This window comes from Pseudomonas sp. SAR267, from assembly GCF_052077595.1.
Lineage (GTDB): Bacteria > Pseudomonadota > Gammaproteobacteria > Pseudomonadales > Pseudomonadaceae > Aquipseudomonas > Aquipseudomonas vlassakiae.
Map to the genome: position 1 here is coordinate 3,388,740 of NZ_JBQIHU010000001.1, position 22,521 is coordinate 3,411,260.

The 22,521-nt window shown below is 61.3% G+C and carries 21 protein-coding genes; 11 read left to right on the plus strand and 10 right to left on the minus strand.

Annotated elements, in window-relative coordinates; all coding sequences use genetic code 11:
* Window positions 1-24: 24 nt before the first annotated feature.
* Entirely contained in the window at window positions 25-1,560 is a 1,536-nt protein-coding gene (gpmI, locus tag ACTORR_RS16040) for a 2,3-bisphosphoglycerate-independent phosphoglycerate mutase (protein ID WP_054884250.1), read from the minus strand.
* Between the two features lie 206 nt (window positions 1,561-1,766).
* Between gpmI and ACTORR_RS16045 the strand changes: the two genes are divergently transcribed.
* From ACTORR_RS16045 to secB, 3 genes are read left to right on the plus strand one after another with little or no spacing between them, the layout of a single operon-like run.
* Complete coding sequence (locus ACTORR_RS16045; protein WP_054884251.1) at window positions 1,767-2,180, plus strand: rhodanese-like domain-containing protein; 414 nt, start codon at window positions 1,767-1,769, stop codon at window positions 2,178-2,180.
* A 1-nt stretch (window position 2,181) separates the two neighbouring features.
* The gene (gene grxC, locus ACTORR_RS16050) at window positions 2,182-2,436 is read left to right on the plus strand and encodes a glutaredoxin 3 (protein ID WP_054884252.1); all 255 of its coding nucleotides are present in this window, start codon (window positions 2,182-2,184) and stop codon (window positions 2,434-2,436) included.
* A gap of 40 nt (window positions 2,437-2,476) precedes the next feature.
* Window positions 2,477-2,962, plus strand: coding sequence for a protein-export chaperone SecB (gene secB / locus ACTORR_RS16055; protein WP_054884253.1), 486 nt, complete (start codon window positions 2,477-2,479; stop codon window positions 2,960-2,962).
* A gap of 160 nt (window positions 2,963-3,122) precedes the next feature.
* Here secB and trmL read toward each other — a convergent pair whose 3' ends face one another.
* Window positions 3,123-3,584 (minus strand): tRNA (uridine(34)/cytosine(34)/5-carboxymethylaminomethyluridine(34)-2'-O)-methyltransferase TrmL, encoded by a 462-nt coding sequence (trmL, locus tag ACTORR_RS16060; RefSeq protein ID WP_054884254.1) that lies wholly within the window; start codon window positions 3,582-3,584, stop codon window positions 3,123-3,125.
* Here trmL and ACTORR_RS16065 point away from each other — a divergent pair.
* Entirely contained in the window at window positions 3,583-4,020 is a 438-nt protein-coding gene (locus ACTORR_RS16065) for a hypothetical protein (protein ID WP_099814486.1), read from the plus strand. The genes trmL and ACTORR_RS16065 overlap by 2 nt on opposite strands.
* A 358-nt stretch (window positions 4,021-4,378) precedes the next feature.
* On the opposite strand, the gene ntrC is transcribed toward ACTORR_RS16065, so the two are convergent.
* The 4 genes from ntrC to glnA all read right to left on the minus strand — a co-directional run bounded on the left by ntrC (window position 4,379) and on the right by glnA (window position 9,258).
* The gene (gene ntrC / locus ACTORR_RS16070) at window positions 4,379-5,815 is read right to left on the minus strand and encodes a nitrogen regulation protein NR(I) (protein ID WP_054884256.1); all 1,437 of its coding nucleotides are present in this window, start codon (window positions 5,813-5,815) and stop codon (window positions 4,379-4,381) included.
* Complete coding sequence (glnL, locus tag ACTORR_RS16075) at window positions 5,812-6,897, minus strand: nitrogen regulation protein NR(II) (RefSeq protein ID WP_054884257.1); 1,086 nt, start codon at window positions 6,895-6,897, stop codon at window positions 5,812-5,814. Before glnL ends, ntrC begins: the two co-directional genes overlap by 4 nt.
* Window positions 6,898-7,162: 265 nt before the next feature.
* Entirely contained in the window at window positions 7,163-7,699 is a 537-nt protein-coding gene (locus ACTORR_RS16080; protein WP_313364434.1) for a chorismate mutase, read from the minus strand.
* A gap of 152 nt (window positions 7,700-7,851) precedes the next feature.
* Complete coding sequence (glnA, locus tag ACTORR_RS16085) at window positions 7,852-9,258, minus strand: type I glutamate--ammonia ligase (RefSeq protein ID WP_054884259.1); 1,407 nt, start codon at window positions 9,256-9,258, stop codon at window positions 7,852-7,854.
* Between the two features lie 471 nt (window positions 9,259-9,729).
* On the opposite strand from glnA, the gene thiI reads away from it, so the two are divergent.
* The 3 genes from thiI (at window position 9,730) to ACTORR_RS16100 (ending at window position 14,743) form a co-directional block, all read left to right on the plus strand.
* Window positions 9,730-11,184, plus strand: coding sequence for a tRNA uracil 4-sulfurtransferase ThiI (gene thiI / locus ACTORR_RS16090; protein ID WP_054884260.1), 1,455 nt, complete (start codon window positions 9,730-9,732; stop codon window positions 11,182-11,184).
* 127 nt (window positions 11,185-11,311) lie between these two features.
* Window positions 11,312-13,132, plus strand: coding sequence for a translational GTPase TypA (gene typA, locus ACTORR_RS16095; RefSeq protein ID WP_054884261.1), 1,821 nt, complete (start codon window positions 11,312-11,314; stop codon window positions 13,130-13,132).
* A 186-nt stretch (window positions 13,133-13,318) separates the two neighbouring features.
* Window positions 13,319-14,743 carry a PhoPQ-activated pathogenicity-related family protein gene (locus ACTORR_RS16100; protein WP_313364435.1) on the plus strand — a complete coding sequence of 475 codons (1,425 nt, stop codon included), beginning with the start codon at window positions 13,319-13,321 and terminating at the stop codon, window positions 14,741-14,743.
* Between the two features lie 7 nt (window positions 14,744-14,750).
* Here ACTORR_RS16100 and ACTORR_RS16105 read toward each other — a convergent pair whose 3' ends face one another.
* Window positions 14,751-15,011 carry a DUF3077 domain-containing protein gene (locus tag ACTORR_RS16105; protein WP_054884263.1) on the minus strand — a complete coding sequence of 87 codons (261 nt, stop codon included), beginning with the start codon at window positions 15,009-15,011 and terminating at the stop codon, window positions 14,751-14,753.
* Between the two features lie 140 nt (window positions 15,012-15,151).
* Window positions 15,152-15,433 (minus strand): hypothetical protein, encoded by a 282-nt coding sequence (locus ACTORR_RS16110; RefSeq protein ID WP_313364436.1) that lies wholly within the window; start codon window positions 15,431-15,433, stop codon window positions 15,152-15,154.
* A 640-nt stretch (window positions 15,434-16,073) separates the two neighbouring features.
* Between ACTORR_RS16110 and ACTORR_RS16115 the strand changes: the two genes are divergently transcribed.
* Window positions 16,074-16,544, plus strand: coding sequence for a hypothetical protein (locus tag ACTORR_RS16115; protein WP_441343713.1), 471 nt, complete (start codon window positions 16,074-16,076; stop codon window positions 16,542-16,544).
* A 173-nt stretch (window positions 16,545-16,717) separates the two neighbouring features.
* Here ACTORR_RS16115 and ACTORR_RS16120 read toward each other — a convergent pair whose 3' ends face one another.
* Window positions 16,718-17,122, minus strand: coding sequence for a YkgJ family cysteine cluster protein (locus tag ACTORR_RS16120; RefSeq protein ID WP_003249225.1), 405 nt, complete (start codon window positions 17,120-17,122; stop codon window positions 16,718-16,720).
* Between the two features lie 184 nt (window positions 17,123-17,306).
* Between ACTORR_RS16120 and ACTORR_RS16125 the strand changes: the two genes are divergently transcribed.
* From ACTORR_RS16125 to ACTORR_RS16135, 3 genes are all read left to right on the plus strand, one after another.
* Window positions 17,307-19,757, plus strand: a complete 2,451-nt coding sequence (locus ACTORR_RS16125; protein ID WP_441343714.1) for a glycogen/starch/alpha-glucan phosphorylase — start codon at window positions 17,307-17,309, stop codon at window positions 19,755-19,757.
* Window positions 19,758-20,036: 279 nt separating this feature from the next.
* A complete protein-coding gene (locus ACTORR_RS16130) occupies window positions 20,037-21,047 on the plus strand; it encodes a class 1 fructose-bisphosphatase (protein ID WP_016712457.1) in 1,011 nt (336 codons plus the stop codon).
* Between the two features lie 3 nt (window positions 21,048-21,050).
* Complete coding sequence (locus ACTORR_RS16135; RefSeq protein WP_313364438.1) at window positions 21,051-21,647, plus strand: DUF924 family protein; 597 nt, start codon at window positions 21,051-21,053, stop codon at window positions 21,645-21,647.
* Window positions 21,648-21,679: 32 nt separating this feature from the next.
* On the opposite strand, the gene ACTORR_RS16140 is transcribed toward ACTORR_RS16135, so the two are convergent.
* On the minus strand, window positions 21,680-22,510 hold the full coding sequence (locus ACTORR_RS16140; RefSeq protein ID WP_371263235.1) for a methyl-accepting chemotaxis protein: 831 nt from the start codon (window positions 22,508-22,510) through the stop codon (window positions 21,680-21,682).
* Window positions 22,511-22,521: the final 11 nt, after the last annotated feature.

The following is a 22,521-nucleotide window of genomic DNA, read 5'->3' on the forward strand; positions in this document are numbered from 1 at the left end:
GCCAGGCGGCCCCTGGACAGTGAATCAGGCGTCGACCAGGATTGAAGTGCCGGTCATTTCTGCCGGTTTTTCCAGGCCCAGCAGTTTCAGCATGGTCGGCGCCACGTCGGCCAGTACGCCGCCTTCGCGGACCCGCACCTTGCGCTTGCCGACGTAGATGAACGGCACCGGCTCGCTGGTGTGGGCTGTGTGCGCCTGGCCGGTGCACGCGTCCTCCATCTGCTCGACGTTGCCGTGGTCGGCGGTGATCAGGGCCTCGCCTCCGACCTTGTCCAGCGCCTCGACGATGCGCCCGACACAGGTATCCAGGGCCTCGACGGCTTTCACCGCAGCCTCGAACACGCCGGTGTGGCCGACCATGTCGCCGTTGGCGTAGTTGGCCACGATCACGTCAAAGCGCTGCTGCTCGATGGCTTCGACGATGCGGTCGGTCACTTCAGGTGCGTTCATCTCGGGCTGCAGGTCGTAGGTGGCGACCTTCGGCGACGGGATCAGGATGCGCTCTTCGCCTTCGAACGGCTCTTCGCGACCACCGGAGAAGAAGAAGGTAACGTGTGCATACTTCTCGGTTTCAGCGATGCGCAGCTGGGTCTTGCCGTTCTTTGCCAGGTACTCGCCCAGCACGTTGTCCAGGCTGGACGGCGCATAGGCGGCTGGCGCGGCGATTTTTGCCGAATACTGGGTCAGGCCGATGTAGGCCGCCATTTTCGGCAGGCGTGCACGCGGGAACTCGTTGAAGTCCGGCTCGACGAAGGCACGCGACAGCTCGCGGGCGCGGTCGGCGCGGAAGTTCATGAAGATTACCGCATCGCCGTCTTCAACCTTCACCGCCTCGCCAATGCGCGTGGCCTTGACGAACTCGTCGTTCTCGTCGCGGGCATAGGCTGCTTCCAGGCCCGCCAGCGCGGTATCGGCGGTGTATTCGGCAACGCTGTCGACGATCAGGTTGTAAGCGGCGCTCACGCGGTCCCAGCGGTTGTCGCGGTCCATCGCGAAGTAGCGACCGATCAGGCTCGCGATACGGCCCTTGCCGAGCTTGGCGAAGGTCGCGTCGAGCAGTTCGATCGACGACTGGGCGCTGCGTGGCGGGGTGTCGCGGCCATCGAGGAAGGCGTGCAGGTAGATTTTCTCGGCGCCACGCTGCGCGGCCAGTTCGGCCATGGCGACGAGGTGGTCCTGGTGGCTGTGCACGCCACCGTCGGACAGCAGGCCGAGGATGTGCACGGCCTTGCCGGCGCCAGCAGCCTTGTCCACCGCCCCGGTGAGCACCGGGTTCTCGAAGAACTCGCCATCGCGGATGGCCTTGGTGACCCGAGTGAAGTCCTGGTAGACGACGCGGCCGGCGCCAAGGTTCATGTGCCCGACCTCAGAGTTGCCCATCTGCCCGTCCGGCAGGCCGACATCCATCCCCGACCCGGAAATCAGGCCATGCGGCTGGGTGGCGCGCAGGCGGTCATAGACCGGTGTGTTGGCGGCATAGATGGCGTTGTATTCGGGGCTTTCGCTGTGGCCGAATCCATCCAGGATGATCAGGACCAGAGGTTTGGGCGTGCTCGTCATCAATCAAACTCACGGTTGTTCAAAGATGATAAAGACACGCATTTTAGGGCAAATGCGCCATCAACGGCGAATAATCGTCCTGTCACCCGACCGGCGCGGGCAGCCCGGTAACATGAAGGTACCTTTACCTCCGGCCCATCGGGCTTTGGTGGCACTGGGGGGGTGTGTATACTGGCCGGCATTTTCAATCGCCTGGAACACCGCTGATGGTTGCTCACCTGATTCAATTCGCGACAGATCACTACATCCTGGTGGCGATCTTCGTGGTTCTGCTGGTTGCACTGCTCGTCAATGAACTGCGCCGTGGCGGCCAGAGCCTGAGCAACGGCCAGCTGACCGCGCTGGTCAATGCCGACAAGGCACTGGTCATCGACATCCGCCCGTCCAAGGAATATTCCGCCGGCCACATCGTCGGTGCGTTGAACATCCCGCAGGACAAGCTCGCCAACCGCATGACCGAGCTCGAAAAGCACAAAGAGAAGACCCTGATCGTCGTCGACGCGATGGGCCAGCAGTCCGGCGCGGTCTGCGGCGAGCTGCTCAAGGCTGGTTACACTGCCGCCAAGCTGAGCGGTGGCGTTTCCAGCTGGAAAGCCGATAACCTGCCTTTGGTGAAGTGATATGAAGCCCGTCATCGTCTATTCCAGCGACTACTGCCCCTACTGCATGCGCGCCAAGCACCTGCTCCAGAGCAAAGGCGTTGCCTTCGAAGAGATCAAGGTCGATGGCAAGCCCCAGGTGCGCGCCGAGATGAGCCAGAAGGCTGGCCGTACGTCGGTGCCGCAGATCTGGATCGGCAGCACCCACGTCGGTGGATGCGATGACCTCTACGCCCTGGAGCGCGCCGGCAAGCTCGACGCGCTGCTGGCAGTCTGATTTGCACTGCATTCAAAAACATTAGGATTAAGGATCTGCCATGACTGACCAACAGACCAACGGCGCTGCTGCAGAAGACAACAGCCCTCAGTTCTCCATGCAGCGCATCTACGTGCGCGACCTGTCGTTCGAAGCTCCGAAAAGCCCGCAGATCTTCCGTCAGCAGTGGGAGCCGAGCGTTGCGCTGGACCTGAATACCAAGCAGAAAGCCCTGGAAGGCGACTTCCACGAAGTGGTGCTTACCCTGTCGGTGACCGTCAAGAACGGCGACGAAGTGGCCTTCATCGCTGAAGTTCAGCAGGCTGGCATCTTCCTGATCAAGAACCTCGACGCTTCGTCGATGAGCCACACGCTCGGCGCTTTCTGCCCGAATATTTTGTTCCCGTATGCCCGTGAGACCCTGGACAGCCTGGTGACCCGCGGTTCGTTCCCGGCCCTGATGCTGTCGCCGGTCAACTTCGACGCCCTGTACGCGCAAGAGCTGCAGCGCATGCAGGAAGCTGGCGAAACGCCGACCGTGCAGTAATTCTGCCGGTATCGAAAAAGCGCCTCTCGGGGCGCTTTTTTGTTGCCTGTGCTGCCCTCTTCGCGGGCACGCCCGCTCCCACAGGAATTGCAGAGTCATCAAGCTTTGTGAGGTCCCTGTGGGAGCGGGCGCCCGCGAAAGCGCCGGTACAGGCTAAAGATCAGCTCCCGGCAAAGCCGTTCTGCCGCCAGGCTTCATAAACGGTCACTGCCACGGTATTGGACAGGTTCAGGCTGCGGCACCCTGGCCGCATCGGCAGGCGCAGGCGTTGCTCGGCCGGCAGGCTGTCCAGCACTTCGGCCGGCAGGCCGCGGCTCTCTGGCCCGAACAGGAACGCATCACCGGGCTGATAAGCCACTTCATGGAACGGGTGCGAGCCCTTGGTGGTAAAGGCGAACAGCCGTGGATTGCCCAGGCTTTCCAGGCATCCGGCCAGGCTTTCGTGGCGCTTGAGCGTGGCATACTCGTGGTAATCCAGCCCGGCGCGGCGCAGGCGCTTGTCGTCCAGTTCGAAGCTGATCGGCTCGATCAGGTGCAGGGCGCAACCGCTGTTGGCGCAGAGGCGGATGATGTTGCCGGTATTCGGCGGAATTTCTGGTTGAAAAAGGATGACGTGAAACATGCACGGCTCCAAACGTGAAGATGACGAGCATTCTACCCCTGAACCCGACCTGCGTTCGAAGGCCTGGCCGCGCATGCTGCTTTCCCTGGCGCTGTTCGGGGTTTTGCTGGGGCTGATGATTGGCCGTCTGACTGCCCCTGAAGAACGGGTTCTGGAGCAGGTCGAGGTGGTGCAGGATGGCCTGAACCTGTGGTTCAACGAAGCGCCCAAGCTGCATGGTGAAAACGTCGAAGGCACTGTGGCACTGCTGTTCGAGGCCGAGGGCAAGGCACAGCGTGGTCAGCTGGACCTGCAAGGCAAACCGGTCGGCTGGCGGTTGCAGAAGAGCGACAAGGGGTTGTTGCTGACGGTGATCGCCGCGCGTCCCCTGCACGGCGAATGGGCCGGTGCAGAGGACGCTGGGCGCTGGCGGGTGCAGGTGAAACTGCACGAATAAAAGAGGGGATATCTCGGCCTGCCTGTACCAAGGTCCCCAAAAGGGCTTACAGCGATTTAAAGAGGGGATGGCCCGGCCTGCCTGTACCGAGGTCCCCGAAAGCGGCGTTACTGCGAATAAAAGAGGGGTCACCCGGCCTGCCTGTACCAGGGCCCCCGAAACTGGATATGTATTAGCTGTTGCAGGGGGCGTGCCAGTTTTGCAAAGCCCGTCAATACTGGGCTTTCAGGGTGATTTGGCCGGGTTTTGAGGGGATTTGTGCCTTCGTGAGGTGCATCGGGCACAGGATCGGTGCATCGGGGCTGAAATGGCTGGGGCCGCAAAGCGGCCCCAGGGATGTTACAGGTGTACCGCTAGATCAGTGGTCCTCACCCTCATCATCATCCCCGCCATCCACATTCATCCCCAGCTCCTTGATCTTGCGGGTCAGGGTATTGCGCCCCCAGCCCAGCAGCACCGCCGCATCACGCCGGCGCCCGGCGGTGTGCTTGAGCGCCGTCTCGATCATGATCCGTTCGAAGCTCGGCACGGCGCTGTCGAGCAGGTTCGACTGCCCGCGCGCCAGGGCCTGGTCAGCCCACTGGCGCAGGGCCTGCTCCCAGTTGGTCACCGGTGCTGCGTCCTGTGGCAGGTTCAGCAGCTCCGGCGGCAGGTCGCCGATCAGCACCTCGCGGCTGGAGGCCATCACCGTGATCCAGCGGCAGGTGTTCTCCAGCTGGCGCACGTTGCCTGGCCACGGCAGGTTGCGGATGAACTCCTCGGTTTCCGGCTTGAGCAGCTTCGGCTCGACGGCCAGCTCCTGGGCGGCACGGCCGAGGAAGTGACGGGCCAGCGCCGGGATGTCCTCGCGGCGGTCGGCCAGGCGTGGAATATGAATGCGGATCACGTTCAGGCGGTGGAACAAGTCCTCACGGAACTTGCCGGCCGTTACCAGCGACTCCAGGTTCTGGTGGGTCGCTGCAATGATGCGCACATCGACCTTCACCGGCACGTGGCCGCCAACTCGATAGAACTCGCCATCGGCCAGAACCCGTAGCAGGCGGGTCTGGGTATCGGCGGGCATGTCACCGATCTCATCGAGGAACAACGTACCGCCGTCGGCCTGTTCGAAGCGACCGCGGCGCAGGTTGGCGGCGCCGGTAAAGGCGCCTTTCTCGTGGCCGAACAGCTCCGATTCCATCAGGTCCTTGGGAATGGCGGCCATGTTCAGGGCGATGAACGGCGATGCAGCGCGCGGGCTGTGACGGTGCAGGGCATGCGCCACCAGCTCTTTACCGGTGCCGGATTCGCCGTTGATCAATACGGTGATGTTGGAGTGGCTCAGGCGGCCGATGGCGCGGAACACTTCCTGCATCGCCGGCGCTTCGCCGATGATTTCCGGAGTGCGGGCCAAGGCCTGGGGAACATCGAGGCCCTGTTGTTCCTGGGCGTGCTGGTTGGCGCGCTTGACCAGCGACACCGCCTCATCGACGTCGAACGGCTTGGGCAGGTATTCGAAAGCACCGCCCTGGTAGGACGCCACGGCGCTGTCCAGGTCGGAATGCGCGGTCATGATGATGACCGGCAGGCGCGGATGCTGTTCGCGAATCTGCGCCAGCAGGTCGAGGCCGCTGGCGCCAGGCATGCGAATATCGGAAATGATCACATCCGGCTGCTGGCGGGCCAGGCGGCCCATGACGCCATCGGCGCTGTCGAAGCTCTGGGTGGTCATGCCTTCCTGTTGCAGGGCTTTTTCCAGGACCCAGCGGATGGAGCGATCATCATCGACGATCCATACGGTTTCACTTCGGCTCATGAGGCGGTGGCTCCTTGTTCCAGGGGCAGGAAGATCGAGAAGGCGGTGTGCCCTGCGTGGCTTTCACACTCGATCAGGCCCTGGTGCTGGCTGATGATGTTCTGGGTGATGGCCAGGCCGAGCCCGGTACCGTCCGGGCGCCCGCTGACCATGGGATAAAAAAGGGTGTCTTGCAGTTCAGTGGGGATGCCCGGGCCGTTGTCGATGATTTCGATACGTGCCGCCAGGCGATGGCGCACATGACCGATGGTGAACTGGCGCACGGCGCGGCTGCGTAGGGTGATGCGGCCCAGGCGCAGCTCGTTCTGCGAGCTGATCGCCTGCATCGCATTGCGCACGATGTTCAGTACGGCCTGGATCATCTGCTCGCGGTCGATCAGCACGTCTGGCAGGCTCGGGTCGTAGTCGCGCACCAGCGTGATGCAGCCCTGGCTTTCGGCCTCGACCAGGCTGCAGACCCGCTCCAGTACTTCGTGGATGTTGGTCATGGCCAGCGACGGCAACTTGTTCGAACCGAGCATGCGGTCGACCAGGTTGCGCAAGCGGTCGGCCTCTTCGATGATCACGTTGGTGTAGTCGCGCAGTCCCTCTTCAGGCAGCTCGCGGGCCAGCAGCTGTGCTGCTCCACGGATACCGCCGAGCGGGTTCTTGATCTCGTGGGCCAGGCCGCGCACCAGCATCTTGGTGGTTTCCTGCTTGCTCAGCTGGGCTTCTTCCTTGGTGATGCGCAGCAGGCGATCACGCGGGTGGACTTCCAACAGCAGCAGGGTATTGCCCTGGTGCAGGATCGGTGTCACCGCATAGTCGACGGTGATGGCCTGCCCGGTCAGCGAGGTCAGTTGCGCTTCACGCTTGGTGAACGGGTGCGCCTGTTCCACCGCCTGGCGCAGCGAGTTGAGCGCCTCGGTCGATTCGGTGAACAGTTCGCTGATGAACTGCCCGTGGCTGCGCTGGCCACTCACGGCCAGGAGCATTTCTGCTGCCGGGTTCATGTACTCCAGCCGCAGCTCGCTGTTGAGCAGGAGTGTGGCGGTGGTCAGGTTGTCCAGAAGCAGACGGTGCTGTGCATCGCTGATGGTCATAAGGCGTCGTTGACCTCTTTTGGCGCTTGTCAGGCAAGGCACGGCCATGGCCGGGCAGGCGGCGGATCCGCGGATGCCAGTCTCTGCACAGGAAAATGCAAGAAACAAACCAAGGCTCCGAAAAGAAGCGGAATTGCCTGATAAAGACCTGGAATTGCGCTTATTCGGATCAGATTGCCCTGATTTATCGTTTCAAGTGACCTGTTTTGGGCTGCAGATAGAAGCGCTCGGTACGTTTATGCACCAATATAGAGCATTGCTGGGGTCAACGTCCTACGCACAATTGTGCGGTTGCGCGGACCAGGGCCATGTGCCGGAGTGGGTCGCCGGCGTGTCTGTTCAATGCTTCGGTCAATTGACGAGGGCAGTCGTTCATCGGCTTGCGGTCCAGGTTGCCCAGCTCGAACAGCAATGTCGCCTGGAGCATGTCCAGGCGCGGGCGCAGTTCATCGGCAAGGTCTCTGGCTTGCTGAGGGGGCCGCTTCCCCAGCGCAGTCCAGCGGTCGATCAGGCCGTACTGGATCATCTTGTTGGCTTCGATCTGGTCGCTGAAAAAGGCCGCTGCCCTTTCGGGAGGCAAGCCGTAGTCATGCGCTGTAGCTTGAGCCTGCTGCAGAACCTCTTGTTCTCGCATGGGGGCCTCGACTGGCACGCCATTGTCCCATTTGTGCACGGCCACGGCGTATGCCAAGTCCAGGCGCTGCCCGATTGCCGAAAGCAAAGGGTTGAATTCAGATTGTGGGGGGGCGCTGCAGCCGGCTAGCGTGATGGCGAAGCTAAGCACGAAGGGTAGGGCGCGCATGGCAATCTCCTTATTGTCGGGGATGTGATTGTGCGCTGTCAGGCGTGCCCTGCTTGTAGGAAGCATCTGAAACAGATGGGCATTAAACAAAAAACGGCCTTCAGAAGAAGGCCGTTTTCGGTGATTCAGATCGGCGCCAGGCGCCAATCAGATCAGCAGCTGTAGTACAGCTCGTATTCCAGCGGGTGCACGAAGGTGCGGACCTTGATCTCTTCTTCGCTCTTCAGCTCGATGAAGGCATCGATGAAGTCGTCGGAGAACACGCCGCCCTTGGTCAGGAACGCACGGCCTTTATCCAGCTCTTCCAGAGCTTCTTTCAGGCTGCCGCAAACCTGCGGAATGTCCTTGGCTTCTTCTGGCGGCAGGTCGTACAGGTTCTTGTCGGCAGCGTCGCCAGGGTGGATCTTGTTCTGGATACCGTCCAGGCCAGCCATCAGCAGGGCCGCGAAGGCCAGGTACGGGTTGGCCGATGGGTCCGGGAAGCGGGCTTCGATACGACGGGCTTTCGGGCTGCCGACGTAAGGAATACGGATCGAGGCGGAACGGTTGCGAGCCGAGTAGGCCAGCATTACCGGGGCTTCGAAGCCTGGGACCAGACGCTTGTACGAGTTGGTCGACGGGTTGGTGAAGCCGTTCAGGGCCTTACCATGCTTGATGATACCGCCGATGAAGTACAGGGCGGTGTCGGACAGGCCGGCATAGCCTTCGCCGGCGAAGGTGTTCTTGCCGTCTTTCCAGATCGACATGTGCACGTGCATGCCCGAGCCGTTGTCGCCGTACAGTGGCTTCGGCATGAAGGTGGCGGTACGGCCGTAAGCGTCGGCAACGTTGTGCACGACGTATTTCAGGGCCTGAACTTCGTCGGCCTTCTTCACCAGGGTGTTGAACTTGACGCCGATTTCGTTCTGACCGGCAGTCGCCACTTCGTGGTGGTGAACTTCAACGGTCTGGCCCATTTCTTCCAGAGCGTTGCACATGGCGGTACGGATTTCGTGGTCGTGGTCGAACGGCGGAACCGGGAAGTAGCCGCCTTTCACGCCTGGACGGTGGCCTTTGTTGCCGCCTTCCACGTCAGCGCCAGTCATCCACGAGCCTTGCTCGGAGAAGATCTTGAACATCGAGCCGGAGATGTCCGACTGGAACTTCACTTCGTCGAAGATGAAGAATTCTGGCTCTGGGCCAGCGAATACGGTGTCACCGATGCCGGTGCTCTTCAGGTACTCTTCGGCGCGCTTGGCGATCGCACGTGGGTCGCGATCGTAGCCCTGCATGCTCGACGGGTCGACGATGTCACAGGTGATGATCAGGGTCGGCTCTTCGGTGAACGGGTCCAGAACAGCGGTCTCGTCGACCGGCATTAGGATCATGTCGGAAGCTTCGATGCCTTTCCAGCCAGCAATGGAGGAACCGTCGAACATCTTGCCGACTTCGAAGAAGTCTTCGTCCAGGCCATCACGCGCCGGCATGGTCACGTGATGCTGAGTGCCTTTGGTGTCCGTGAAACGCAGATCAATCCACTTGACGTCATGATCTTTGATGAGTTGAACCGACTTCGACATGTTGTCCTCCGGAGGGTCTAGAGCGCGGTGGGCCGCTGCTCTGGAAAAAGGGTGTTGCCGGGCGCGGATAGTCGGCCAAGCTTACCTGCCTCACAAGGGAGCAAATTGCATGCCAGTGCCCGAAAATGGCGAGGGCTGGATAAAAAGGGGCGTCTGCGGGCATTTGCCGGGCTGGCAGCGGATAAAAGTGCACCCTTAGGAGGCAGGAATTCAGTGTATAGCACCAAGTTGGTGCGCGCCTTGAAAGGTGTGCCTTCTCCGAGGGCCTCTTCGCGGGTCAACCCGCTCCCTCAGGGATTGTGGTGCCTGTGGGAGTGGGTTGACCCGCGAAAGGGCCGGAACAGGCGGCACAAAAACCGGCCTCTGCATTTATCTCGAAGCTTCTGATCAAAAGTTGGTCAAATCCTGAGCAATTTCCGCTATAATTCGCGCCCCTCATTTTCGGCAGGCCTTGCGCGCGCTGTTAACCCAATGAAACTTATCGTCAAAGTCTTCCCAGAAATCACCATCAAGAGCCGGCCGGTGCGCAAGCGTTTCATCCGCCAGCTCGGCAAGAACATCCGCAACGTGCTCAAGGATCTTGATCCAGAGCTCGCGGTCGATGGTGTCTGGGACAATCTCGAAGTGGTCACCCGCGTCGAGGACGAGAAGGTCCAGCGCGAGATGATCGAGCGCCTCACCTGCACGCCAGGCATCACCCACTTCCTGCAGGTCGAGGAGTACCCGCTGGGTGACTTCGACGACATCGTCGCCAAGTGCAAGCACCACTTCGGCCACCTGCTGGCCGGCAAGCGCTTCTCGGTGCGCTGCAAGCGCGGCGGTCATCACGACTTCACTTCGATGGACGTCGACCGCTACGTCGGCAGCCAGCTGCGCCAGCAGTGCGGCGCTGCCGGCATCGACCTGAAGACGCCTGAAGTCGTGGTGCGCATCGAGATTCGCGATCAGCGCCTGTATGTGATCCACAACCAGCACAACGGCATCGGCGGCTATCCGCTGGGCGCGCTGGAGCAGACCCTGGTGCTGATGTCCGGTGGTTTCGACTCCACCGTGGCGGCCTACCAGATGATGCGCCGTGGCCTGATGACCCACTTCTGCTTCTTCAACCTCGGCGGCCGTGCCCACGAGCTGGGCGTGATGGAAGTTGCCCACTACCTGTGGAAGAAGTACGGCAGCAGCCAGCGCGTGCTGTTCATCAGCGTGCCATTCGAAGAAGTGGTCGGCGAGATCCTCAACAAGGTCGACAACAGCTACATGGGCGTGACGCTCAAGCGCATGATGCTGCGTGGTGCCGCGCACATGGCCGACCGTCTGCAGATCGATGCCCTGGTCACCGGCGAGGCGATTTCCCAGGTCTCCAGCCAGACCCTGCCGAACCTGTCGATCATCGACTCGGCCACCGACAAGCTGGTGCTGCGTCCATTGCTGGCCAGCCACAAGCAGGACATCATCGACCAGGCCACCGAAATCGGCACCGCCGACTTCGCCAAGCACATGCCGGAATACTGCGGCGTGATCTCGGTGAACCCGACCACCCATGCCAAGCGTCACCGCATGGAGCATGAAGAAAAGCAGTTCGACATGGCCGTGCTGGAGCGTGCCCTGGAGCGTGCCAAGTTCATCTCCATCGATCACGTGATCGACGAGCTGGGCAAGGACATCGAGGTCGAGGAAGTGGCCGAGGCGCTGCCTGGCCAGATCGTCATCGACATTCGCCACCCCGATGCCCAGGAAGACGAACCTCTGGCACTGGAAGGTATCGAAATCCAGGCCATGCCGTTCTACGCGATCAACAGCAAGTTCAAGCACCTAGACCCTACGCGCCAGTACCTGCTGTATTGCGACAAAGGTGTGATGAGCCGTTTGCACGCACACCACCTGCTCAGTGAGGGACATGCCAATGTGCGTGTTTATCGTCCGACATAAGACGCCAGGGCTGTATGGCGGCAGTATCCGCCATCGCCCTCCCGACCATCGGGCCCGCTGAGCCTCAAACCGTACATATTCGCCGCCTACACTGGCGGCAACCGAATCCTCTGATCGAGATACAGTTGTGATCGAAAATCTGCGTAACATCGCCATCATCGCCCACGTTGACCATGGTAAAACCACCCTGGTCGACAAACTCCTGCGTCAGTCCGGCACTCTGGAGCGTAACGAGCTCAACGACGAGCGCGTCATGGACTCCAACGACCAGGAGAAAGAGCGCGGTATTACCATTCTGGCGAAAAACACCGCCATCAACTGGAACGGCTACCACATCAACATCGTCGACACCCCCGGCCACGCCGACTTCGGTGGCGAGGTCGAGCGTGTGATGTCGATGGTCGACTCCGTGCTGCTGCTGGTCGACGCCCAGGACGGCCCGATGCCGCAAACCCGCTTCGTGACCAAAAAGGCCTTCGAAGCCGGCCTGAAGCCGATCGTCGTGATCAACAAGGTCGACCGTCCAGGCGCGCGTCCTGACTGGGTTCTGGACCAGATCTTCGACCTGTTCGACAACCTCGGTGCCACCGACGAACAGCTGGACTTCAAAGTCGTCTACGCCTCGGCCCTGAACGGTATCGCCGGCCTGGACCACACCGCCATGGGCGAAGACATGACCGCCCTGTACCAGTCGATCGTCGACAACGTACCGGCGCCTTCCGTTGACCGTGACGGCCCCTTCCAGATGCAGATCTCGGCACTGGACTACAACAGCTTCCTCGGCGTTATCGGTGTTGGCCGAATCGCCCGTGGCCGCATCAAGCCGAACACCCCGGTTGTCGCCATCGACACCAACGGCAAGAAGCGTAACGGCCGTATCCTCAAGCTGATGGGCCACCACGGCCTGCACCGCGTCGATGTCGAAGAAGCTCAGGCTGGCGACATCGTCTGCATCAGCGGTTTCGACGAGCTGTTCATCTCCGACACCCTGTGCGCCCCGGATGCGGTAGAAGCGATGAAGCCGCTGACCGTTGACGAGCCAACCGTTTCGATGACCTTCCAGGTCAACGACTCGCCGTTCTGCGGCAAGGAAGGCAAATTCGTCACCAGCCGTAACATCAAGGACCGTCTGGACAAGGAGCTGCTGTACAACGTTGCTCTGCGCGTTCAGGAAACCGATTCCCCTGACAAGTTCAAGGTGTCGGGCCGTGGTGAGCTGCACCTGTCCGTGCTGATCGAAACCATGCGCCGTGAAGGCTTCGAGATGGCCGTGGGCCGTCCTGAAGTGATCATCCGCGAAGTCGACGGCGTCAAGCAGGAGCCGTTCGAGAACGTCACCATCGACATCCCTGAAGAATCCCAGGGCAAGGTCATGGAAGAGATGGGTCTGCGTAAGGGCGACCTGACCAACATGGTGCCGGATGGCAAGGGCCGTGTTCGCCTGGAGTACAACATTCCAGCCCGTGGTCTGATCGGTTTCCGTAACCAGTTCCTGACCCTGACCAACGGTGCAGGCATCCTGACCTCGATCTTCGATCGCTACGACACCATGAAGTCGGGCCAGATGTCCGGCCGTCTGAACGGTGTTCTGGTTTCGGTCGAGACCGGCAAGGCACTGACCTACTCGCTGGAAACCCTGCAGGCTCGCGGCAAGCTGTTCGTTGAACATGGCCAGGAGATTTACAACGGTCAGATCATCGGCCTGAACAGCCGTGACAACGACCTGGGCGTGAACCCGACCAAAGGCAAAAAGCTCGACAACATGCGTGCTTCGGGCAAAGACGAAGTGATCGCCCTGGTTCCGCCGGTTCGCCACACCCTGGAACAGGCTCTGGAATTCATCCAGGACGACGAGCTGTGCGAAGTCACGCCTAAGTCGATCCGTCTGCGCAAGAAGATCCTGGACGAAGGCGAGCGTACCCGCGCTGCCAAGAAAGCCAAGAACTGAGTTAGCTCAGGCTGAATGAAAACGCCCCCGGTCGAAAGGCCGGGGGCGTTTTTGTTTGTCTGGGGATGCAAGTTGTAGTCTGCGTCGCAAGCTGGTGTAGGGCGCTTCTTTAGGCAACCTTCAAGCCTTGTATACGGTTGCGGGGCTACCTAGCGTGGAATGCTTTCTGTAATAGGAAGCAAGCCCATGAAATACCGATACGCACTGGCCATCCCCTGCCTGATGGCGAGTATCCATGCCAGCGCTCTGCAGGACTGTAGCGAGCTACGTCCGCAGGAAGTTGCCCGTTGCCATATCGAAAATGTCCGCCAGGCACCTCTGGAGGCTCGACTGCTCGAACAAGCCTCCGAACCTGGTTACGAATTCCGTCGCCTGCAGATGGTTTCGCAGGTGTGGGAGCCAGAACCGGTGGTTGAGCCGCGTCGCTGGGAGCACGATGTCGAGCTGCACATGCCGCGCAATGCCGTGCCTGGTAAAGCCCTGCTGGTGGTGAACAACGGCGTGCGGCACGGGCCGGCGCAATCGCCGGATCATGCCCGTGAAGCGTTGCGTGAGGTTGCCCTCAAGGCACAGATGGCCGTGGTCATGATCAGCGATGTGCCCAACCAGTATGTGACCTTCAGCGATGTCGCCAACCCCCTGCGCGAAGATGACGCCGTGGCCCATACCTGGGCGCATTCGCTGCGTGGGGCTGCGCCGGAACTGCCACTGCATGTACCGATGGCTGCGGCGGCAAGCCGGGCGATGGATCTGGCCGAGCGGGAGCTGGGTGCGCAAGGGCTCAAGGTGGACCATTTCATCATCACCGGTGCCTCGAAGCGCGGCTGGAGTGTTTGGCTCACGGCCTTGGCCGATGAGCGGGTGATGGCCATCGTGCCCAGCGTGATCGACGTGGCCGACACCTCGGCCATGCTGGTCGGGTTGCGCAAGCGCTATGGCGGTCACTTGCCTATCGCGCTTTGGCCTTACCAGGAGGCTGGGGTGCTGTACGAACAGGGTACCCCTGCATTCGAGCGGCTGATGGCGATGATGGACCCGATGCAGTATCTGGATGAGGAGGGGCAGCGCCTGGCGATTCCCAAGTACCTGGTGTCTGCCAGCGGTGATGACTTCTTCGCGCCTGACCCGGTTACCGATTATCAGCAGCGCCTGCCGGGCCAGACCAGCCTGAGAGTGTTGCCGAACTCGGACCACGGCGGGGTGCGTCAGCAGGTGGTCAGCACCTTGGTGCCGGTGGTAACGCGCCTGCGCGATGGCAAACCGCTGCCGAGGGTGCAGGTGTCAGAGGGCGAACAGCCCGGGTTGACGGCGGTCGACTTTTCCGAGCCGCCCTTGGAAGTGAAGGTTTGGACGGCAAGCAACAGCCAGGATCGCGACTTCCGCTATGCCTGCGGGGTGCGCTACCAGTCCGAGACGCTGGCGCCCAAGCGACACCTCACCCTGCAACGTACTGCGCCAGCCAAGGGGTGGCAGGCGCAGTTCGTCGAAGCGAAGTTCGCTGATGGCTTCATCGCCACCAGTCCGATCAGTGTGCTGCCGCAGACGTATCCGGAGCATCCGCCGACCGATCACGGTGGTGCTTGCCGCAGCTTCCCGGCGGCAGGCGCGTGAAGCTGGTTCAGTGCCGCATGCCCAGTTCGGCGTCGTCCAGCAGGGCCTTGGCTAATGCACTGAGGTAATGTGCGGCCCAGATCAGTTGCGGGTCGTTGTCCATCACGGCGGTCAGGGTCAGGTCGCGCACGCAGCCCAGCAGTTCGGAGGCTTGATCGCGGGCGTCCTGGCAGGGGATGCCTGGGCAGATCTGGAACAGGGGTTGTTTGTGCTCTTCGCCCTGGTAGAAGCAGGTTTTGCCGGGGGGGCTCGGGTTGTTTTCGGTCATTGGTTTTTCACCCGGAGTGTTGTTGTGGATGGCACCGGCTTCGCCGGTTTCGCGGGCACGCCCGCTCCCACAGGTGCGGCGCAGGTCTCGGGCATTGCACAGTTCCTGTGGGAGCGGGCATGCCCGCGAAAAGGCGGATATCAATGCGTGCTGCCGGCACGCTCCAAGGCGAGCGACAAGGCATCCGCCTGCCCCCAGGCCAGCTGCATGGCCCGCAAGCCATTCACCAGCGTCTCCCGCGTGCGCTCATCCTCAATGCCATCGAGGGCGCGGTGGCTGTGGTTGTAGGCGATCATCAGGTAGTGGGTGATGTTGACCACGACGTGGTCGAGGGGGACGAGGCTTTCGCCGATGGCGTGGGTGAGGGTCGTGCCGTCCGGGAGGTCGAAGTGGTGGGGTGGGTCGGGGAAGATTTTTTTCATGGCTGGTTCTCATGTCATTTACCCACCCGCTCGTTTCCACACGAAAGGGTGGCGGTTGTACACGGAGTGGAAAACCAGGCATGAGAACCCCGGCAGGCCTTGCGGCCTTCCGCGTACAACCGCCATAACGACAGTCGCAGTTCTCATGAATTGCCGGGTTTCCACACCCGATCGCTGAACCATTCAGCGATCTGGACAGCCTAGGGGGACAGGTTTCCAGTAACAATCAGACGCGAGTCGACAGGGTTAGTAGGGTATTTCGCTAGGACTGAAGTCGCCAGCTACTACCTGTAGGAATTATCTGCATCTAGAGCGGGAAAGTTTCTTGATGCATAGAGGAAAAGTTTTTAGTTGCCTTGGCTGGGGCGGTGTATAGCTTAGATTTTGGGCAGTCTAGAAGACTGATATTTCCAGTGTCGGTTACAACATATTTCTTTGTACTCAATTACTTACCAAGCTGTCTTTGGCAATAGCCGATTGCCTCAGTACGCTGCCTGCTGGCAATTGGTTGAGGCAGAAAATGAAGGGCAAGGGGTGGAAGGAGCACTTGGCTCGTGGCCACATTGAGGTCGCAGGCAGTACGTGGAGTCTGCTCCATTTGCGCCCACTCTCACATCAATTGAAGATCCCGGGCCAAGGGATGGAGGAAGTAGCGCTGGCGGTCGAATATTCAAGTCATTGCGTCAGCTATGGCCCAAAGCAAGGTACCGAACTGGATTTCGATCATATGGGGCACGATCACTTGCTGATCGATCATCGGGGAATTCGCCGTGCCTTCTGCCCTAACCGTCACAAGCTGTCAGTTCAGTTGCCTTCCATTATTGCTTCTTTGCTTGACCGGCAATGCCTGTTTACTGGACATAGCAACTGGTTGACTATCGAGGGTAATCAGTTCGGGTATCCGGAGGGCAGCCGATATGAGGTGTATTTCAACTTGCGTCGAGACTCGCCCCGTAGCCTGAAGCTCCATGTGGAAAGTGCTTATGTGCGTGACCCTGGCCATCCTTCCAATAGGCCTACTGCGCTGAAGCGGCACGAAAAGATCAAAGGCTGGTTGCTGATACTGAAGAAACTGAGAAATGAACCGATTCGACGGCCTGTAAGGCGATAGCAGTCTGTAAAAATACGAAACCCCCAATGAAGGGGGTCGTATCGCGGATGCCCTTAGGGACCAAACCCATCAACCGGCACGGCCGGAACCAGGTGGCGGCGTCTAGACACTTCCTGACGGAAGCTCCGTGTACATCGAGACAGGTGAAAGTCTATTGAGTCCTGGCGAGACCGTCAACGTCCAACCACCTTCGGCTTGTAAGCACAATACCCCGGCCGCGGCCCGACCTTCGGGTGATTACGGCAAGTATCCGGCCGCTTGTCATAAATGGTGCACAGCCGGCTCTTGCGATCCAGGTACATGCAGTCATCGTTGCTCATCCGGGTCAGGGTGAAGATCCCCGACTTCTGGTTGAAGCGCTCGATAATGCCTTCTTTCTGCAAACGCTTGGCCACGTTCTTCGGCGGTTCGTCTTTCTCGAACTCATCCACCACGCCAATGCGGATCAGATCCTTGATCTTCACCTCCACGGGCAGGGTGCAACAGGTCGAATGGCAGCCATGGCACATGTTGCTGGTGTAGCGCTGCCAGGTCTCCAGGCGGTCGACTTCGGCTGCGGCGATCAGGGTCGTTTTCATCGTTATGGGGGTGTATCACGGTCTCGGGGGCGCGATCATACCGGAATTGCTCAATTTTTGAACAACCTTTCGAACGAAAGCGCAAAGCTTCATGAAAACCACGAACACTGGCTGTCGCTCTTGGTCGAAGCGTCTAGGCTGATCAATCTGCCTCCGCTTTCGTCAACTTGCCCGAGGATGCCCCATGTCCCAGGAACCTGAAGCTCGTGACGCCGAAGTCGCGGAATTTCGCGCTGCTGTACTGGATAAGCTGACCTACGCGGTCGGCAAGGACCCGGAGCATGCCTTCGACCATGACTGGTTCGAAGCCATTGCCCTGGCCGCGCGCGATCACATGGTCGACCACTGGATGGACCACACCCGCCGCGCCTACCGACGCAGCCAGAAGCGGGTCTACTACCTTTCCCTGGAATTTCTCATCGGCCGCCTGCTCTACGACAGCCTGAGCAACCTCGGCCTGCTGGACATCGCCCGCGATGCGCTCGAAGGCCTGAACGTTGACCTGGAGCGCATTCGCCTGCTCGAGCCGGATGCCGCGCTGGGCAATGGCGGCCTCGGCCGCCTTGCGGCCTGCTTCATGGAGAGCATGTCGACCCTGGGCATCGCCGCCCATGGTTACGGCATTCGCTACGAACATGGGCTGTTCCGCCAGGCGCTGGTCGATGGCTGGCAGCAGGAGCAGACCGAGAACTGGCTGGACTTCGGTAACCCCTGGGAGTTCGAGCGCGCCGAGGTGATTTACCCGATCAGTTTCGGCGGTAGTGTCGAAACCGTGCACGACACCCACGGCCAGCAACGCCAGGTGTGGTGGCCGGGCGAGACGGTGCGGGCAGTCGCCTACGATACGCCCGTGGTCGGCTGGCGCGGAGCCAGTGTCAACACCCTGCGCCTGTGGCGGGCGCGGGCCCTGGAAGAGCTGCACCTGGAGCGCTTCAATGCCGGTGACCACCTCGGCGCGGTCGCTGAAGTCGCGCGGGCCGAGAGCATATCGCGGGTGTTGTACCCGGCCGATAGCACCGAGGCCGGCCAGGAACTGCGCCTGCGCCAGGAGTACTTCTTCGTGTCGGCCTCGCTGCAGGACCTGCTGCGTCGCCACCTCAACATGCATGACAACCTGCTCAACCTGCCCGATGCGGCGGCCATCCAGCTCAATGACACTCACCCGTCGATCGCCGTGGCCGAGCTGATGCGCCTGCTGGTCGACCAGCACGAAATTCCCTGGGATACCGCGTGGGAACTGACGGTCGGCACCCTTGCCTACACTAACCACACGCTGTTGCCCGAAGCCTTGGAAACCTGGCCCGTGGCGTTGGTGGAGCGCATGTTGCCCCGGCATATGCAGATCATCTACCTGATCAATGCCTACCATATCGATAGCCTGCGCGCCAAAGGCCTGCACGATTTCGACGTGCTGCGCGCCGTCTCGCTGATCGAAGAGGACAACGGCCGTCGGGTGCGCATGGGCAACCTGGCATTTCTCGGTTCGCACAGCGTCAACGGCGTATCGGCGTTGCACAGCAAACTGATGAAAAGCACGGTGTTCGCCGATCTGCACAAGCTCTACCCGCAGCGGATCAACAACAAGACCAACGGCATCACCTTCCGCCGCTGGCTGTACCAGTCCAACCCGCAATTGACCGAGATGCTGGTCGAGGCGCTCGGGCCGGAGCTCAAGGACGACCCCGAGGGCCGCCTGGCCGGGCTGGTGCCATTCGCCGACAAGGCGGGCTTCCGCAAACAGTTCGCCGCCCAGCGACTGCACAGCAAGCGTGCCCTGGCCAGCATCATCCAGGACCGGGTCGGCGTCACGGTCAACCCAGAGGCGCTGTTCGATGTTCAGGTCAAGCGCATCCACGAGTACAAGCGCCAGTTGCTCAACCTGCTGCACACCGTGGCGCTGTACCAGGCCATGCGCAACGACCCCGCTACCCACTGGGTACCGCGGGTGAAGATTTTCGCCGGCAAGGCGGCGGCCAGTTACCACCAGGCCAAGCTGATCATCAAGCTGGCCAACGACATCGCCCGGGTGGTCAACAACGACCCGACCGTGCGCGGCCTGCTCAAGGTGGTGTTCCTGCCCAACTACAACGTCAGCCTGGCTGAAAGCATCATCCCGGCGGCAGACCTCTCGGAGCAGATATCCACCGCCGGTTACGAAGCGTCCGGCACCAGCAACATGAAGTTCGGCCTCAACGGCGCATTGACCATCGGTACGCTCGACGGTGCCAACGTCGAGATGTGCGAGCAGGTGGGGGCGGACAACATGTTCATCTTCGGCCTGACCGCGCAGCAGGTGGAGGCGCGGCGCAAGGCGGGGGACTTCGGTGCGAATGCGGCGATTGCCGCGTCCAGTCGCCTTAACGATGTGCTGCAGGCGATTCGCAGCGGGGTGTTCTCGCCGGATGATCCCTCGCGCTATGCCGGGCTGATCGACGGGTTGGTGGCCTATGACCGCTTCCTCGTGTGCGCCGACTTCGATGCCTACTGGGATGCCCAGCGGCGGGTCGAGGAGTTGTGGCACGCACCGCAGGAATGGTGGCGCATGGCGGTGCTGAACACGGCGCGGATGGGGTGGTTCTCCTCGGACCGGACCATTCGTGAATACGCCACCGAGATCTGGAAGGCGCTGGATTGAAGGCGAGTGCGGTCTGTGTAGGAGCGGCCTTGTGTCGCGAAAGGGCCGCGAAGCGGCCCCGGCAATATTCGTTGCGAAGCTGAAATCCTGGGGGTGCTTCGCACCCCTTTCGCGACACAAGACCGCTCCTGCAAAGCCCGCGCAATACGCCGGGCAGCCGACCATTGGCCAGGCACTTGCTGAACTCAACGCCGGAAGGCGAGTCTCTTTGCTCGCTAGGCCGCAACTCTCCCTGTAAACTGCGGGGGTTTTTCACCCCCTATCCTTTCGGAGCCATACATGTCCCGCGTTACCCTGAGTCGCTATCTGATTGAGCAGACCCGCAGCAACAATACCCCTGCCGATCTGCGCTTCCTGATCGAAGTGGTGGCGCGTGCGTGCAAGGAAATCAGCCATCACGTGTCCAAGGGCGCCCTCGGCGGCGTGCTGGGCAGCATGGGCACGGAAAACGTGCAGGGCGAAGTCCAGAAGAAACTGGACGTGATCTCCAACGACATCCTGCTCGAAGCCAACGAGTGGGGCGGCCACCTGGCCGGCATGGCGTCCGAGGAAATGGACAACGCCTACCAGATCCCTGGCAAGTACCCGAAAGGCGCCTACCTGCTGGTCTTCGACCCGCTGGACGGTTCGTCCAACATCGATGTCAACGTGTCGGTCGGCACCATCTTCTCGGTACTGCGTTGCCCTAACGAGTACCTGAGCCAGAACGAAACCCTGAACGAGAACGCCTTCCTGCAGCCAGGCACCCAGCAGGTCGCCGCCGGTTACGCCATCTATGGCCCGCAGACCATGCTGATCCTGACCCTGGGCAATGGCGTCAAGGGCTTCACCCTGGACCGCGAGCTGGGCAGCTTCGTCCTGACCCACGAGAACATCCGCGTGCCGGAAAGCACCGCCGAGTTCGCCATCAACATGTCCAACCAGCGTCACTGGGAAGCTCCGGTGCAGCGCTACGTAGGTGAACTGCTGGCTGGCGAGACCGGCCCGCTGAAGAAGAATTACAACATGCGCTGGATCGCCTCGATGGTGGCCGACGTGCACCGTATCCTGACCCGTGGCGGTCTGTTCATGTACCCGCGCGATGCCCGTGAGCCGAGCAAGCCGGGCAAGCTGCGCCTGATGTACGAAGCCAACCCGATGTCGTTCATCATCGAGCAGGCCGGCGGCGCCTCCACCAACGGTTACGATCGCATCCTCGACATCAAGCCGGAGAGCCTGCACCAGCGCGTGTCGGTGATCCTCGGCTCGAAGGAAGAGGTCGAGCGCGTCACCGCCTACCACAAGGAGTAAGTCATGCTCGCACCTTGGCAGCCGTTGCTGGAGTGGTGGTTCGGTTGGGGCACCAGTCCCCAGGCCGTGGCTGACGAGAAGAGCACGCTGTGGTTCGGCAAGCATCACGATGCCGAAGCCCAGGCGCTGTTTGGTCACCTGGTCGAGCAGGCCCTGGCGGGTGGGCTCGACGAGTGGCAGCAGAGCCCACAGGGCTGGCTCGGCCTGCTGATCCTGCTGGATCAGCTGCCACGCATGCTCTACCGCGACACGCCGCGCGCCTTCGAAGGCGACCGGCGAGCGCAGGTAGTGGCCATGCAGGGCCTGCAGAAAAACTGGGATTACCAGTTGCTGCCGATCCAGCGTGTGTTCGTGCTGCTGGTGCTGGAGCATGCCGAAGTGCTGGACTGGCAGAACCTGTGCGTCGAGCGTTACCAGGTGCTGCTGGAAGAGCAGCCCGAGGATCACCGGCGCTTGTTCGAAGGCTTCCTCGATTATGCCGAGCAGCATCAGCGGGTGATTGCCCGCTTCGGCCGCTTCCCGCACCGCAATCTGGTGCTGGGGCGGCCGAGTACCAGCGAAGAGATGGACTTTTTGCTGGAGCCTGGGTCCAGGTTCTAGGCCCTTGGGGCCGCACAGCGGCCCCAGCGGTTTCAGATCCGGAAGCTGCCTACCAGATGCTTCAACCGCTCGACCTGATGCTCAAGGTCGGTGCAGGCACGCAAGGTGCTCTGCAGGTTCTGCACCCCTTCCTGGTTCAACGCATTGATCTCGTTGATGTCGACATTGATCGACTCGACCACGGCCGTCTGCTCTTCGGTGGCGGTGGCCACCGACTGGTTCATGCCATCGATTTCGCCAATGCGCTGGGTCACGCTGCCCAGCCGCTCGCCAGCCTGGTTGGCAATGCCCACGCTGTGATCGCTGTGCGCGCGGCTCTGGTTCATGGTGCTGACCGCCACTTGCGCGCCGGCCTGCAGTTCTTCGATCAGGCGCTGTACCTGCTGTGCCGACTCCTGGGTACGGTGCGCGAGGTTGCGAACTTCATCGGCAACCACGGCAAAGCCACGCCCGGCCTCGCCGGCACGGGCCGCTTCGATCGCGGCATTGAGCGCCAGCAGGTTGGTCTGCTGGGAAATACCGCTGATCACATCGAGGATCTGACCGATGTTGGCGGTGTGGGCGTTGAGCGTCTCGATGTTGCCACACGAGTCGCTGATCCGTGCCGACAATTGGTTCATCACGTCGATGGTGCGCCCGACCACCTGCTGGCCATCCTCGGCCAGGCCACGGGCTTCGCTGGAGTGTTGCGAGGCCAGCGCGGCGTTCTGGGCGATTTCCTGGGCGGCGGCGCCTAGCTGATTGATGGCTGCCGCCACGCTGTTGGTGCGGCTGGACTGCTGGTCGGCGTTGTTGATCGAGGCATTCGAAGCGCTCACCACCTGGGCAGCCACGGCGTTGACCTGGCCGGTGGCCGAGGCCACTTCGCGGATCG